Source organism: Oceanobacter mangrovi (genome assembly GCF_019740315.1).
Lineage (GTDB): Bacteria > Pseudomonadota > Gammaproteobacteria > Pseudomonadales > Oceanobacteraceae > Oceanobacter > Oceanobacter mangrovi.
The window spans coordinates 1-16,028 of record NZ_JAHXZR010000004.1 but is presented as its reverse complement, the minus strand read 5'-3'; the positions used below and the strand labels follow the sequence as shown (position 1 = coordinate 16,028).

Annotated in this window: 12 protein-coding genes; 7 read left to right on the top strand and 5 right to left on the bottom strand. The window is 50.0% G+C overall.

The features are described 5' to 3' along the window. The first annotated feature begins 6 nt into the window (after window positions 1-6). Entirely contained in the window at window positions 7-1,236 is a 1,230-nt protein-coding gene (locus tag K6123_RS09555) for a cytochrome c peroxidase (RefSeq protein WP_221797081.1), read from the top strand. Further along, complete coding sequence (locus K6123_RS09550; RefSeq protein ID WP_221797079.1) at window positions 1,215-2,468, top strand: hypothetical protein; 1,254 nt, start codon at window positions 1,215-1,217, stop codon at window positions 2,466-2,468. The genes K6123_RS09555 and K6123_RS09550 overlap by 22 nt, the downstream gene beginning before the upstream one ends. 59 nt (window positions 2,469-2,527) lie before the next feature. Here K6123_RS09550 and K6123_RS09545 read toward each other — a convergent pair whose 3' ends face one another. Both K6123_RS09545 and K6123_RS09540 read right to left on the bottom strand, forming a co-directional pair. Next, window positions 2,528-3,535 (bottom strand): hypothetical protein, encoded by a 1,008-nt coding sequence (locus K6123_RS09545; protein WP_221797077.1) that lies wholly within the window; start codon window positions 3,533-3,535, stop codon window positions 2,528-2,530. A 159-nt stretch (window positions 3,536-3,694) separates the two neighbouring features. Continuing rightward, window positions 3,695-3,949, bottom strand: a complete 255-nt coding sequence (locus K6123_RS09540; protein ID WP_221797075.1) for a T6SS amidase immunity protein Tai4 family protein — start codon at window positions 3,947-3,949, stop codon at window positions 3,695-3,697. Between the two features lie 87 nt (window positions 3,950-4,036). On the opposite strand from K6123_RS09540, the gene K6123_RS09535 reads away from it, so the two are divergent. After that, window positions 4,037-5,722 (top strand): class I SAM-dependent methyltransferase, encoded by a 1,686-nt coding sequence (locus K6123_RS09535; protein WP_221797073.1) that lies wholly within the window; start codon window positions 4,037-4,039, stop codon window positions 5,720-5,722. Window positions 5,723-7,246: 1,524 nt separating this feature from the next. Here the strand turns inward: K6123_RS09535 and K6123_RS09530 are convergent. Both K6123_RS09530 and K6123_RS09525 read right to left on the bottom strand, forming a co-directional pair. Further along, a complete protein-coding gene (locus K6123_RS09530; protein WP_221797071.1) occupies window positions 7,247-8,086 on the bottom strand; it encodes a nucleotidyl transferase AbiEii/AbiGii toxin family protein in 840 nt (279 codons plus the stop codon). After that, entirely contained in the window at window positions 8,070-9,077 is a 1,008-nt protein-coding gene (locus K6123_RS09525) for a type IV toxin-antitoxin system AbiEi family antitoxin (RefSeq protein WP_221797069.1), read from the bottom strand. Before K6123_RS09525 ends, K6123_RS09530 begins: the two co-directional genes overlap by 17 nt. 271 nt (window positions 9,078-9,348) lie before the next feature. Between K6123_RS09525 and K6123_RS09520 the strand changes: the two genes are divergently transcribed. Continuing rightward, on the top strand, window positions 9,349-11,520 hold the full coding sequence (locus tag K6123_RS09520) for a hypothetical protein (RefSeq protein WP_221797066.1): 2,172 nt from the start codon (window positions 9,349-9,351) through the stop codon (window positions 11,518-11,520). Continuing rightward, window positions 11,510-14,074 (top strand): tyrosine-type recombinase/integrase, encoded by a 2,565-nt coding sequence (locus K6123_RS09515; protein ID WP_221797064.1) that lies wholly within the window; start codon window positions 11,510-11,512, stop codon window positions 14,072-14,074. Before K6123_RS09520 ends, K6123_RS09515 begins: the two co-directional genes overlap by 11 nt. A gap of 3 nt (window positions 14,075-14,077) precedes the next feature. Here K6123_RS09515 and K6123_RS09510 read toward each other — a convergent pair whose 3' ends face one another. Further along, on the bottom strand, window positions 14,078-14,296 hold the full coding sequence (locus K6123_RS09510) for a helix-turn-helix domain-containing protein (RefSeq protein ID WP_221797063.1): 219 nt from the start codon (window positions 14,294-14,296) through the stop codon (window positions 14,078-14,080). 207 nt (window positions 14,297-14,503) lie between these two features. On the opposite strand from K6123_RS09510, the gene K6123_RS09505 reads away from it, so the two are divergent. Further along, a complete protein-coding gene (locus tag K6123_RS09505; protein ID WP_221797061.1) occupies window positions 14,504-14,995 on the top strand; it encodes a hypothetical protein in 492 nt (163 codons plus the stop codon). Next, on the top strand, window positions 14,992-15,372 hold the full coding sequence (locus K6123_RS09500; protein WP_221797059.1) for a hypothetical protein: 381 nt from the start codon (window positions 14,992-14,994) through the stop codon (window positions 15,370-15,372). The genes K6123_RS09505 and K6123_RS09500 overlap by 4 nt, the downstream gene beginning before the upstream one ends. Window positions 15,373-16,028: the final 656 nt, after the last annotated feature.

The window sequence follows — 16,028 nt, the reverse complement described above, 5'->3', positions numbered from 1 at the left end:
CGATTTATGAAACAAGCGTTAGCAATAGCTGGCTTGATGCTGCTTTCCATAGTGACTGGATGTGGGCCTGCACCATCATCAACAGCACCATTTTCAACAACACAGGTGCAGCCGGATAAGACCAGAGAGGAAGCCAGCGACTTTGAATGGCAGCTGCCTGCTGGCGTGGCACCACCTTTAATTCCCGCTAACAACCCGATGACCCGAGCCAAATTTGAACTCGGTCGTCACCTGTTTTACGACTCCAGGTTATCTGCCAAAGGCAATATCGCCTGCGCAAGCTGCCATCATCAGGATAAAGGCTTCAGTGACGGCCGTATCAAACCGGCTGGCACCTATGGTGATGTACATCCACGCAATGCTCAGGCACTGGGTAACACCGGTTGGTATGGCACACTCAACTGGGCCAACCCGGTAACCGTCACACTGGAGCGCCAGATCCAGATTCCCATGTTTGGCGATACCCCCTTTGAGCACGGTCTGGAAGAACATAACCAACAACAGATTCTCGCCACCCTTCTGGCCGATCCGGTGTACCAGCGGTTACTCACCAGTGCGTACCCGACGCCACAGCAGAACTGGAACTACCTTCGCCATCTGGTACCAGCACTGGCCACCTTTGTGCGCGGTATGACCTCATTTGACGCTCCCTGGGACCACTATCTTCAAGGTGACAATGACGCCTTGAGCAGCTCCGCTCAACGTGGCCTGGCGCTGTTCCGCAGTGATGAACTCAAGTGTTCACAATGCCATCAGGCCAATCACTTTCTGACCGACTCCCATATCAGTAGCCTCACCGGCTCACACGCCAATGGCTTTCACAACAATGCCGCCGTCGTGGCGTATCTGTACCCCAACACCGGCAAACATGAAGCCACCGGCAAAGCGGAAGAGCTTGGTCTGTTCCGCACCCCAAGCCTGCGGAATATCGCTCTCACCGCTCCCTACATGCACGATGGTTCACAGCCAGATCTGCGCAGCGTGATTGCCAATTATGCCGCTGGCGGTATTCGCAGTGATTCTACAGAGCGAGGTATCAAGGATCCGCTGATTCGTGGATTCACACTCACCGCAGCAGAAACAGATGATTTGATGGCATTTCTCTGCAGCCTCACCGATAGCGCCTTTGTTACCAACGTCCTTTACAGCAACCCCTGGCCAGACGCCGACGGTAACCCGCGTCCCGCGCCTGCTACCCCCGGAGTACCCAGCCAATGCCAGCGCCTTTCTTTCTGAAAACCCGGACAGGGCTTATATCCAACCAGCTTGGCCTGCTTACCAGTATTTGTCTGATCACGACTGCGAGCCAAACCCTTGCCCATGAGAGCCAGCCAGACAAAAGTGGCCTGTCTTCCAGCCTGGCTCTGGCTGCTTCCTCGCGTAGTCAAAATCAACTGTCAGATGACGATATTGCCAGCAAAACCGTGTGGCAGATTCCCGGAGTGTTAATGGGCGGCCATGCCAGTGCCTATGAACAGGGAACGTCGCTGGATGAAATGTCGCTGCGAATCATGTACCTGGCAGATGGCGGAAGTTATGGCGCGATTAAGCTGGGCAGTCACGACGGCAGTGAACTTAGCCTGGAAAACGCCTACATAGGCCAACAGTGGCAATGGCATGATATTCCGCTACATGCAGAGGCCGGAGAAATGTTTGCGTTCTTCTCTCCGCATAATCACGTACATCCCTCAACGGAAGACTTCAGTCTCGCCCCACTTGGCTTCACAGCCCTGTTTGGTGGTCATGTACAGGACTCCGGCCTACGCATTGCGGCCGGTGATGCAGACAAGGGATTAAGTGCCGGACTTGAAAGTTACAAGGGCAGTGCCTTCCCATCAGCCAGTAGCGGCGGGCTACACGCCGTCTACCTGCGCCACGCTCACCAAGGCTTCAATCTCGACTGGCAATTACAGGGCTGGGCATTAATGGCCCACGCAGACAACCGTCAGGATGACCGCTCAGCCAGCAGCGGACACAGCCACAGCACGTCAACCACTACGGCCTTTGATGGTTATTTCGATGGTGATACCCAGGCCATCGGGCTGTTCGCGGCAACCGGCTGGACCTTTGGCTATCACCGCCGTTTGAGCCTGACTGCAGAGTATCTGCAAATGCAGGTAGATGGAGACGTTCGCGATGCGGATGGCACCCAGTCTATCGAGATGGACAGTGACTACCGCAGTATTCTGTTAGAACCGCGCCTGGTATTCGGCAAGCACAGCCTCAGCCTGCGTTATGAAACCCTCAGCCTCACTAACCGCCTGACAGGGTCAGCGGTCGCCAGCCTTGGCGAAGAGGCAGGTTTGATCAACAACGGCCACAATCCGCAGCGCTTGAGTAGTGCCTGGAACTGGCAATACAACGACAAGTTGCGACTGCGACTGGAATGGATGAAAGACAAAGCCAACCCGGATCGACAGCCAAACTTGCTCACTGCCGGAGTGGTATGGCAAACCACCTTGATGTGAAGCCTGAAGGTTGTGTTGGCGACTATCTACCTGTCTATCGAGCTCTATGTTTAGCTCAATCAATCAGACAGGCCGGGCTTGGTGCTGTACTGCTCCAGCCATTGCTTGACCTGTTGTTCAACTCTGCCGCCCAGCAGATACGCTCTTCTGAGCATTTCTGTATGCCAGTCAGTATCAGTTATGTTTGCAGGGTCCGGTCTGGCATCACGGAGATCGGCGCCCTGATAAAGATAATAATCGGCTATATTGCGCAATGGCTCATTCGACAGGAAACGGGGAGAGAAGTCAGAGAGCCTTTGCTGGCCAAACGCCTCTCGTCGCAGGTCAATGAGAGCTGACTGAGGGTAATTTTCCAAGACTGGCCCCGTATGCGGCCAGACGGTGATTACCTTAATTCCCTGCTGAACAAGACGAGCGACCACGGAGACAAATTTCCCCTCTTTGCCTTGGACTTCTATTGGCTCTTTCATTTGATGGAACGAACCAAAGAGCAATACAGCACTTTCATTCTTATCGACCACTTCAGTCTGAATAATGTGCTGATAACTTGCTTCGCGAGTCACTGTTAACTCGTTCCATTCATCACGAGTGATCCGGTTCCAGTCAAAGACAGGTTCGGCAAGCACCAGGCGAATATGGTGTGAATGACTGCCGTTGTACTGGCGCAGATATTCAATCAATCGAATATATTGCGGAGTTTGCCAGGCCATGAAATACAGGGTCTCGCGCCAGATACGATTCAGCTGCTGAGGAGGAATATCCATGCCTGCCAGTACATAGTCATCGGCCAGCTGTTGATAACGTGAATTACCAAACTCCACCACGATGTTATCAATCTGACGGGCAATCGTGGGTTGTTGCAGCTGCTGTAGCAAATAATCCATCGGCTTCTCTGAGCCATGGATGTCACCCAATGCAAGCAATCTGGTGTCAGACATCAGCTGCTGAAATGAAGTGCCGGCAGAAGCATGAACAGCCGTCAGCTGCAGCAGGCTGCACAGTGTCAACACCGTCGCCGAGTACCAGTTAAAGCATTGGGAATGTCGATGGTTACTGCCACCACTCATGAAGCTGTCACCTGAAAAGTCCCGGATAAATTTGAAATAATATGTGAAAGTTTACCTTTCTGAGACCTGTTTGCCATTGGAAAGAAACATTCACAAATGCTCTGACAATAGGTTCAGCAGAGCCTGTCAAAAAAGATTGGCTTTAACAGGCTACTTGTCCTAATGATCGCTCCCCTGACCATCCGTGGTGAATCGAACAGCGGCATCATCCAGCTCTTCGCTATGGTACAAATCGATGCACTTCAGATAACCAAACTGAATACTCTGATCTGTAACCAAAGGGTTTTTATAATCTCGCTTGAGCCATGCTTCAATTAACGAGTTAATTTCTTTGGTACCTTCTTCCATATCGTAATAACTCCAGTCCATGGCTTGCAACAAGCGAGACTTTTCAAGGAAACTGATCTCACTCATAAATCAGATTTGATAACGAGATAGTGCTTTCATTTTGCCAGCCTATCCATGGCTGCTGATCGTATCCAGGCCAATCCCGGGACCTTAATGACAGACTCTCAAACTCTTGATTACTACGCGCTCCATGTGAAAGACGTATTCGCTCGCTACGAATCTGTGCGTAGTCCATTGCTTGAATACTTCCCTGTCGCTTTCTTTCCTGGTAGTAGGGTTCTGGATGTTGGCTGTGGTTCCGGGCGCGATCTCAAGGCCTTGCTCGGTCTGGGATATAACGCTTATGGCGTAGAACCCGTAAGTGAATTTCGCCATCAGGCTGTCAGCCGGTCACCTCAGCTATCGTCTCGTATCCACGCAGGGCATTTACCCACAATTCAGGCTCATGAACCCTATGATGGCGTGCTGTGCAGCGCGGTTCTGATGCACGTCCCGTCAGGTGAACAGCTCGAAGCGTTTGTGAATCTACGCAATTTACTCAAAGTTGGCGGCCGTCTGCTGTTGTCGATTCCAGCTTCTCGTGACGATCTTGACCGAGACTATCGCGATCCAGAGGGACGCTTGTTCCTGCCTTTGGACGCTGACCGTGTACGTTTGATCGCAGAACAGCTGGGTCTGGTTTTACTGAGTCAGTCTGCTAACAGCGATGCTCTTGGCCGTTCAGGTGTGCAATGGCACATCATGTTGTTTGAGAAGTCGTCTGATCAAAACCGACCACTGGACCGGATTGAAGCGGTACTCAAACATGACAGGAAGGTCGCAACGTACAAACTGGCCTTGTTGCGTGCATTCTGTGATATGTCAGACCGGGATAGCAGTGCTGTTTCCTGGCTTCCCGGCGGATACATAGGGATGCCGGTCAGTGTACTGGCAGAATGCTGGCTACGTTATTATTGGCCTTTAATCGCCGCCCCAATACGTGTTCCCCAAAGCAATAATGATCATGCTAATAGTACCCGGCAACTTGCTTTCCGAGAGCCCCTTGGCCGGTTGATTGAGCTGTGCCAGGAAAACTATGGCTCGGACCCTGTCGTGACATACAGTCTGTTTGTTCTGGGGTGGAAGAAAGGGAATCTGCCGGTTTCTATTGTTACCCAGTTAAACAGAACTCTCACAGTTATTAGCAGAGCTTTGCTGGATGGGCCAGTCAAACACGCGGCGCAAGGAGACATGTTCTGCTACGACAAGCATCGAAAACTGGTGCTGTTGGAAGTGGATTTATGGCGGGAGTTTTGTTTATCAGGTTACTGGATTAGGGATTCATTGCTGTTACGTTGGGCAGAGCTTTGTGCAAGCTTCGCCAGAAACACAGACCCTGATATTCATCTTGGCGTAGTAATACCATTACTGACTCAAGACGAAGACCCGAAAAGGGAGCAAGGCCTGGCGCGTCGTCTTTACGAAGAAGCAAAGGATCTGACCTGCGTTTGGAGTGATCAGAAAATTACGATGAAGGACATGGAGGTCGATCATGCATTGCCCTTTTCGTTGTGGCACAACAATGACCTCTGGAATCTGCTTCCATCTTTTAAACGCGTGAATAACGCCAAACGGGATAAGGTTCCCACACCGGAATTCCTGCGTCGCCGTCACGATATCATTATAGACACCTGGCGTTTCGCCAATCAGATAGAACCGAAAGTATTCCAATACGAAATAGAGAGAACTCTGGGTAAATTCCAGCCCAAATGTTGGGAACTCGATTTGTTTCAGCACTTGTTGGAACGCTCTGCCCAAGCCATCTATCAACGAGGGGAAGAACCGTGGGAATGGAGCTGAGCACAATTCCCGGGAGCGAGGTCAAAGGTCAAAAACGGCACAAGTCCTGAAATCGCATTTTCAGACGTGGTCTCAAAATGGTCTCAATTTTAAAAAGTTAGCAGGTACTATTGCCAGAACGGCTGAGGGAATGGCCCGCCCGAGAGGATTACTGATGCCCTCCGGGCCATCGTCGCAAGCTCCGAAGTTTTCTTCGCTCGCAAGCTCACTACGAGTCGAACCTGTCAGAGGTTCTCGTCCATCTCGGGCGCTACTCTAGTGTCTATTACAAGGGAGAGAATTTGAAGCGGGATGCTTCGAGAGACTTCGAGAGACTTCGAAGAGTGGCCCGCCCGAGAGGATTACTGATGCCCTTCGGGCCATCGTCGCAAGCTCCGATGTTTTCTTCGCTCGCAAGCTCACTACGAATCGAACCTGTCAGAGGTTCTCGTCCATCTCGGGCGCTACGCTAGTGTCTGTTACAAGGGAGAGAATTTGAAGCGGGATGCTTCGAGAGACTTCGAAGAATGGCCCGCCCGAGAGGATTCGAACCTCTGACCTTTGCCTCCGGAGGGTAAGCTCTGAAATGTACATTAAACTACAAACAACTGTTTTTAAAGGGTTTTTTCTGAATTTTTAAGTATCCAGTGTCTGAAAATTAATGTCACTTTAGAAAATTTTGGTCACCAAAAGTTGGCACCTGATTTCTCTTTTTTCGACCACAACCCTCCTGAACAAAGAGCTCTGATTCCAACTGTCATTGGCCTACAGGTGATGATTCCTGCCGCGTAAACCCGATTGCAGCCGGTTTATAAACCAAGCAACGCTCTCAGATCGCACACTTCCTCCTGATTACCATCTATCACGCCTGAAAGCAGGGACGCTCTCAGCAATCTTCTCCCTGAAAGCGACGGTGTATATGAACATCCACACTCCTGGAAAGAGCGAAGCGGTAGCGGGCGCCACACAGATAAGCGCACGCAATACATAGGCTTGAAAAATCAACAATCCGCTAGAGTTCGTAAGATTCGCAAATTTCACATTTTGTGAATTGAAGATTCGCATCTGCTTTCACTAACGAATCATTAATTCACAGTGATTCAAACCACCATGCGAATTTCGATTCGCGGTGCGAATTCTTACCGAATTAAGGTGAACAGATTTTTTTGAGGCTGCATGCCCCCTACGGTGTAAGAGAGGCCAAACAGATAAATACCCAAAGGACACAAGTTTAAGAGTCTAATGATCCGCTAGTTTTCGCAAAATTCGCATAATTCACATCCTGCGAATTTCAAATTCGCATATGAAGTCTCTAGCGAATCGAGAAATAACAGGTGTTAGTGCTGCCTTGTCAGCTTTGATTCCATGCAAGCATCGTTTATCCACCAGACTCTGATTGATTCGCAAAACCTACTTCCTGCGAATCGAAAATTCGCATGCAAAATCACTTGTGAATCGAAAATTCACAGTGACTCCGGCTGCATTAGAATTTCGGTTTACATGGGGTTTGCTGAAACATCGGGATAGAACTGCAGGCTGAGGTGCTTATCTCTGAAGAGCGACGGACAACCGGTCAACCCAGGTCTCGGCTCGGTCATCATCCATATCGTGAATAAAAGCCAGCCGGTGTTTCTCAACATCCAGCAACTCAGAACAGAGATAGTTTTTGGTTTGCTCTGCAGCCATCTCGGATATCTGAGTGCCGATAAGCATGGCTGAGGCTTCTTCAAGATCGTAATCACAAGCTGCCGCTAATCCCTGCTCTTCGTCATAGAGGCGCTCAAACACTTCAGGGATCTTCTCGTAGCTTTTAATAATATAGGCAACGTCGCCGGCATCCTTGCGTCGTAGTTGAGGGCCCCTCTCGGTCCATGCCACCATTTTCAGAATCACCATAGCCACAGGATTAGCGACCGATATAACGCACTCTTCTTCGCTGTGTATATTGACCAACCATGCAGACGCCAATGCCTCCGGAAATCCGAGCATGGACATTTTGATGTCACCCTCGGGTGGCCAGCTGAGATCCTTAGCGTCATCGGTAATGGCGCCAAATGGCAGGATATCCAATTCCCATGGCAAGCCATCCGAGGCTTCAAAGCCCAGGCGATAAATCAGTCTCTCGTCCTCCTTCATACCACTCTTGATCAGGGCTTCTCTTAACAACGTGAACGATGCCCAGCTATCGACCTGAATTGCAAAATCAACATCGCGGGTGCCTCTCTCAATATTGGCTCCAAATCCATGGTGTAAAACAAGGTCTCGAGCCATTGCTCCAACCACCAGAAACGGAATATCCAGATCGGTGGCGGAAGCTTCGACCAGCCGATACATGTCAACCAAACCAGCGGGAAGGGACCCGGCTACATCAACGCAAGTATTCATGCTTTATCCTCTCTGCTGCATCCAGGCAACGTGGCTCATCAGTCGCCAGCAAATCACTGTACACAACCAATTCAGGGGCTGTTATCGACTCACTATCTGCAATTTTCCAGAAGGCTTCGTAGACATCTATCGTTCTGACGCCCACTTCCCCCTCCTTTATTTTCCGAAGACGTAGAGTTTTCATCAGTTCAGTCAAAGAAGCCTGCTGTACGTAAAGCAAACCGTCTTTAGGGGTCAAATAGTGAGAGAGCTGATATGCCGCAACTTCGCCTCCTAATTGAATTCCGCTGGTGGGCCGAATGGATTGCCACCAGTCTTCTCGGTCACTGGTGTAGCGTCCTATCAACAATTTTTGCCGCAATGCATAAGGATAAAGTTCCGCCCACCTATGCATCAGCTTTTCCCTGTCCATCAGACGAATACCGGCAGACGTTTTTTTGAGATAACGGTGGGCAATCAGATCTTTATGAATGGCGTTTACTGAACCTAGAGAAACGTCACTTGCTTCCGCCAGAGTTCGCATCGAAGCATTGGCCAAATCAGGATTCATCAAGAGCTCAAAGACAACTCGAAGCCCAGCTGCCTGGAAGGCTTTACCTGTTTTCCCTTCGGTAGTACTCGCCGAGGATCTCCCCTTCGGCTTAGGCTTCGGTTTACCAATGATGGTGATGTGTATACCGCCCGAAGAGATAAACGCGTTACCAGCAGCATCCATATATTGGATACCCAATTTCCTCATTTGAGTCGCCAGACCTGCCGGGATGAATTCGGTCGCAACAACCTGTTTGTGTTTAGCCAGGCTGGCCAGCCTGCTGAGCTGCTCTTTACTCAGTTCGCTTTCCCACCAAATCGGCAATGCCTCTTGCTGAGAAAAACAAAGAGTCAGACCGGTATTACTCAGCTCATCTGAAGCCACTTTTTTTAGTTCGACAGGGATATGGACCTGGGCCATCAGCTGGTCAGCGCATGCCTGAAACACGTTTTGGTTCATCACCTTCACCATGGTGTTCAATAGAAATGAACGTTCATTTTTATTGAACACTATACCGGACGGTATAAATGATCAAGTTCTGAACAGCTGTAGTTCTACGAAAACCACAGCCCCTATAACTGCTTTTGCAAGCTCAAACGCCAAAGCAAGGCTGCCCGATCACCTTTGGGTAAGCACACGACAAAGTGAAAACCCAGTATCCATGGGCCTTCCAGGAGGGCTGTCCGTGGGACGCTATGTATCTATACCACGTTAAAAAACAGGTATAGATATGGCTAACAATGTTAAAAAAATCCTCAATCCTCCAGCTGGAGAAATCGGGCTGCACCAGGTGCGGAAAAATCTGCATCTCATCCACCAGGCACTGGGGTTGCCAGATTCCCTTGCCCAGGCTCTGGAAGAGCTGGATGCAATGGCCGAGAACGAGACGCGAGGTTCAAGCTGGGCCATCGACACATCAGTCTCTGCAGACAGCCGCATGCACGGATACATTAACGACCACCCAGCCTGGGCAGCTATGCTGGTCTGTAATGAGGGCAACCGCACCGTGATGTTGCTGCAGCATCGCCTGCTGGAAGCCTTGGTCGACCCAAAGTCCATCGACTTTAAATCTCACGACGTTGCTGGTTTTGGGCGGCTGATTCGCAAATGCGGTAAAGATCAAAGCCTCACTCTCCCCCCAAAGCAGACTGTCACTTTGGCCACTGTCGAATCAATGGAACTGCCAGATACAGAAATTGCTGATGCTCTGCGGTTCTTGAAGGTTCTCGATGGGGAAAAAGTCGTTCGTCGCGGCGCTCACACGAAAAATCCCCACCACCGCACTTCATCTCCAAGGGAGGGGATCACCCGTGGTCGGTTTGGCAATTTGGTGGAACTGCTGCCACCCGATGAAGAGGACCCAGGTGCCCACCCAGGCATTCTTGAATTTTTTCCACACGAAAGTCTGGCATTTCGTCCTCCCGCTGGCCTCGCACACGGAGAGGACCACCCCGCTGATCAGATTCTGATTCTGCTTGAAAAACTTCAGGGTCAGTCGATTGAGATCAAAACCGCTCGTCAGAAATCCGAATCGGCCCGGGCCATTCTGGCCCGAGTGAACGCCGCACTGCCGCTGACCTACTCCCAACTGACCGATTCGGAATTGCAAAAAATTTGGCAACTGGCGAAGCAACTTCGGCAAAAGCAAAAGACAAAATTCATTGGAATTGCTCTGGTCCTGATGCTGGCAACTTCAACAAAAATCGAGGACCTTGGCGAGATGTGCTTGGCAGATGCTCAATCCGCCTCCGAAAACCTGAGTTTTGACGAAGAGAAAAACGTTTTTCTGGTCCCACGCATTCGGCCAGAGTACCGAACACCGGAGCCAGCACCTGTGACGGTAAAAATGGCCAAGCACATCCTGTATTCCTCACCCTCGGTGGAAATTCCCAACGTTCTGCTGCAGCCAAGTGAGGTCGTTGAATTTATCCGGCATGTTGCTGCGACCAACCCAGAGCAGCTGAAAAAATCAGTGAAATCAGCACTGTCGACGCTGAATTCAACGCGCATCACGTGCGCCAAAATCTCTCGCTGCCTTTTCGAAATTGCCCGAAGTTCATTTGACCCTGTCATCGTGCAAACCACGTTTGGCATCCGAGTTCCGTCAGCCAACACACCTCAGTTTTACTCTGCGGTTTCTGACCGAGATGTCGCAATATGTTTTTTCGATTCGTTGAATCAACTGCTCCAGCGACTCGATGAACAACCCATTTGGCCACTGCAAATCAAACACAGCGGTTTTTTCGCTGCTCGCCACGTCCCAACCACGGATGAAATGGCGGCTGTGATTCAGGCAATTGCCGAGGACGCACAACATTTTCAGCCAGGCTCAGTGGAGTGGCATAACGCCAACACGCTGTTGGCGATTTTGGTGCAGTCCATCTGCACCAGTGTCCGGGGTGTGTTCGACCCGTTGGTTGAAATTGATCAGGAGTCTGGATTTCTGTTTTTTCGTGACAAGGACAAGCCAGATTACTCACATGCCCGATTTCAGCCAGTGCATCCGCTGGCGATTAAAATTTCCGATTTTTACTGCGGGGTACGCCGCGCCACATTTGCAAAAATTGGACTGCAAAAAAATGGTGTCGCCTATTTTTCGTTTTTCAGGGGCGAGGGCGGCCGAATCATTTCCCCAAACCCAAAAAACATTGAGAGCCATCTGCGGCATTACACTCGCTGGCCATTGAATTCGAACCGCAAATTTCTCAAAAACAAACTGCGCAATTTGGGGGTTGATGCTGATGCCATCAATGTGGCCATGAACCACCACTCGCAAGGCGAGGCCATGTGGGATCAGTTTTCGACCACCGATCCAGTCATTGTGAAAAAACAACTTTTGAAAGCGTTCGATGAAATCATTGACGAGCTCGGCATTCAGGAGGAATGGTTCGATGTTGTCTGATATTGCAAAAGCCGCTCTCCTGGCAGTTGGGGTTGACCCCGATTCCGAATCACAATGGGTCCGCCGCCAGCAATTCACACTCCTCATCGACGAACTGCGTCGCCGTACCAGCGGCGATCAGGTGGATAAAATTTTAACCGAGATTGTCGAAACTCTGGTTGCCCAGGGAAGAACATCTCACGACGAAATCCACCGCAGCGTTTCCATCCCCCGACCGTCTGCGCCGGTCACGTCGAACAATTATCAATTCTGGCAGGCACTACAGCAATTTGATCGAATTTTTTCAGAGCGACTGATCAACAGTGATTCAAAAACAGCGAGAGGAATAATTTTGTACTCGGCCATTCGCTATGGCCGATTACTCGATCCAGATCTGATTAGGGATTTTAATCAACAGCACTGGATCAGCAGTCTGCGACGATTGAAAAATGATTTTTGGTTCAGGTTGAGCAAACCTAGGCACGAGATCGACATGGTCTGGCAACCAGATTCACTAACTCTGTTGCTGATTTGGCGGCACCGAGACGTTTTTGAACCCAAAAACGCCGCCAGCTGGTTTCAGCAAATCAAAAAAATGGTTCGGCAGTTTTCACCAGAATTAGAGATTGGCAATCAACACCAATTTCTCTCGGCAATGCTGGCGCTACAGCACCAGGAGTTGCCAGCGTTTATGGCCCATGCCCTCGCCAATCGAGCCCGCAATCGAGGTCTCTCGGAGATCGGGCACGTTCGCCGGTTGACCCATTTAATTCCATCCATGACAGCCATCGTTGAGCAGCAGGCTAACGAACAGCAAAGCCGAAAGCAGCAGCATTCTCCAGATGCGAAAACACTCGCATCCACGATTGATTCGTCCAACGATCTGCAAGTCCAGCTGAAAAACCTTGCTCAACAACTCCCGCCTCCGATGGCAATCGTTGCCCAATGCATAGGCTTTTTCAGCCAAAACCCAACGGCATTCGGCCAGAATCTGAAACCGGCCAGCCTGAAACGGCTCGCGAATGATCTGTCTGACCGGATGACAAAGGAATTTGGCGATCAGAATCCTCTGGATCTCGACAACGACGATTTGCAGATTCGATTCGAGGCATTGCTGTACAGATGCAGCCCCCGCAGTCGAGAAAACGTTGCCAAAAATCTAAATTATTTTTGCTGGTTTCTGCATCAACGATGCAGCAGAGAGCTGTTCCAGGTGGCATTTGATCGCGACGGTCACAATGAACACCACCCAGTCATGCTGATGCCGTGGGAGTTTCAGGCAATCCTGGATTGGCTGGATCGGTTGATTTCGGCGGAAACGTCAAATCCGAATAAGCGGTTTTTGGAGGCTGCAAAAATTTGTGCGCTGCTGGGATTTCGCTCTGGGTTGCGTCGTGGAGAAATTGAAAATTTGCGCATGACTGGGCTGCACCTGGAGGGGTTCAGAACGGTGGTGATCTCGAAAACAGACGACTGGCAGCCCAAAACTCAAACTGGAAATCGAGTCGTCGCCATGGAAGGACGCTGGTCAAACACAGAGTTCGAGTTGCTCAATCACTGGCTCACATGGCGTCAGGATCATGCCAGCAACACGGACGGATTGATGCATTGGAATTCGCGGCGCAAAGTGTCGACGTTGCAGAACCGGATTTTTGAATTGCTTTCGGCCATCATTCGCAGGGTGACTGGAGACCCACAATCCTCATTTCACTCACTGCGACATTCGTTTGCAACAATCAATTTCCAGCAAATGATGTGTAATATCGGTCCTGAAGGGGCGGCTGGCGCCAATCCATTTTCAGTTCCGCCCTCAGAAATCGAAAACTTCAAAAAGTACTTTTCTCGCGTCAGCCCGTCAGAAAATGGTAATCGAGTTCTGAACCCACTTCATCAAATCTCGGCAGAACTGGGGCATGTAAGTCCCAAGACCACACTCCGAAATTATATCCACTCGGTCGACTTGCTGCTGCCGCAGTACCGAAAGCGGACAGAACTGCAATTAACTACAGCTGCCTGGGCCCAGCTCTTGGCTGTCAGCCGGCAAGCAATCCAGAAAAGTAACTCAGCTTCAAGCGCGGATGGCATCCGGGGAGTTTCATCCGTTGAAAAAATGGTTTTCAAACGGATGAAAAAACTTGTGCCAGAGTTCGATCTGGCCGGTTGGCAAACCATTGAGGCAGTTCAACTACCCGACCGCCCTGGATTCATTCGAGAAAATTTTGATGGGTTCGTTGACGAGTTGAGAAAATTTCAGGCGGGAGATCAGTCATTGGGGCGACTGATCATGATATTTCCGGAGATTTCATCGATCCCCAGACAAATCGTAAGCGATCCACTGCTGCTGGATCTGATCTGCGGCCATTGGCAAAAGGACGACAAAGAAAGAATTCAGAAAATGGTGGTCAATTTTTTCAATTTGATGCCCAGCACCCAAAAAATATGCGTGTATCGCTGGGAGATCATTCGGCAGGATTCCCCGGAAAAACTGTTTTCTAAAGAGATCTCTTGGGGGAGCATTCGCCAGCAGAAAGCATTTCGTTTCCTGATGAAAACCCTCTCCCCCGAAACAGAGTAACGGTCACTTCAACATGCGGATCCCCTCCTGGGGATCCAGCTCCAATGCAGCGCAATACTGTACGTACTCGTAAACATCCAACCGACGTTCCAGATTTTCAATGCGATGCACCGCCGAGGGCACAACATCCAGACGTTGAGCCACATCCCGAATAGTCAGGCCTCTGGCTTGTCGAGTGGCAATTAACCAGCCAATCAGGCGGGCATATTTGGTCGAGCTCATTGTGCGTTCCATCATCTCATTCTGAGAATATTTGATTATTTATCCAAAATGAGTACAACCTCAATGCATTCATTGTCTTTTTATCCTTATGACCGTTACCCAAAGCTGCAATAGCGATCTTGATTGCAGTTACAATGAATCCAGCTTGTCTATCATGGCGACGTTTCTTATATTTGTGATCTCATTTTGAGAACAAGGAGATGACAAATGAAACGTACAGCTCAAATTGTATTTTCAGCAGCAACCCTCAGCATCATGACAGGCTGCGCCTCGATGCTCGGTCACGGAACGGATCAGGTTTATGAAGGGGCCCCATTGCCACGTGATCAGGTAGCGGTGATTGAATTCAACGGCGAGACTGGCTGGGGAATGGGCCATGGCATTACCGTCGAGTCCATCGATGGCCACGAGTTATCACTGATTTCTCAATCCAAGCAGGAACTAAAAGCAGGTACTCACACCATCGCCTATGAATGTGACCTGAGCCAAAAGACCATGGATGGCAAGCGTGATGGCTATACCGTCAGGAAAATTACGCTGGAGGGTGGTCACCACTATCGCCTGGTTGGTGACCTGATGCCTCTGAGAGCACGTGATTACTATTACAAGGAATCGCATTTCATGGGTCAAACCATGAAAACAGTACAAAAACACAGCTGCAACCTGCGTCTGGTTAAGTACAAGGAACTGCAAGGATGATTCGTCGCACAGCCTGCTTGGCAATTTTGGCACTGAGTGCATCCTGGTCGGCCGCCGCAGATTATTACGGCACCTACACGACAGAATCATTTCCACTGCCGAATTGCAGTATTGTGGCCATGGCACCCTATTGGAGTTCTCTCTATTTTGACGGTTCGATAAGCACATCCGTCAATAGCATGATTCAGCAATCCGTTAGAGAACTGGGTGAAAGTGCGAAGAAGGATGGCTACAACGCGGTTACTGGCCTCAAAATATTTTGGGTCGGTGGGGCCAGTGAGGGGGAATTCCACCAAGCAGGCTCACGTTATAAGGGGATGCTGGTAGCTGGAACGGCCCAGGTCATGGGCACTGCGGTTAAGCTTCAATGCCAGTAACCAACACGGGGTCAGCAGGCCCCGTCGTCCTTCGGAGGAAGGTATGCTCGAACCTATTGTTGAAACGGCTGCAGTCTTTCTATTTTACATTCTGCTAATCATCGCCGCCTGGTGGGCCGCTCGCGTGATAAAGCAGAAACTATCCCGAAAATGATGGAGGGATATCAAACTTTGGAGTCTGAGCTTTAATCCTGTTCGGGGTTATTTAGCCACGACCCCCTGCCCTTCGATCGTTGAGAATCGCTGATAGCCCAATATTTTTATTGGCCCAGTCAATCTAAGGGTAGCGATCCAGTTGCTCATGCCCCAGGTGAGAAAATGAGCACATAACGACAAGACTATCATCAAGGCCTTTCTGGATATGCTGTCTCTATTGGAGCAAAACCCTAATTTAGATTGGAAAGACTTGATCGGCACTGTTGAGGTTGAGGAGGATCGGCCGAGCGACTTTGAAGAAATAGAAGGTGGTGCTGATGACACGGACAGTGAGCTAACTAATTTTACTCTATGAGCTCTGTCTACCATCATCTGTAGTGGTCAACTGATTCCGGACACGGTTTTAAGTTTTTCTTCTGCGGCGTGAGGACTGATTCCATCATTCGCAGTATGTGGCCGTTGCTGGTTGTAAAATCCCATCAGATAACGGCCGATATCCA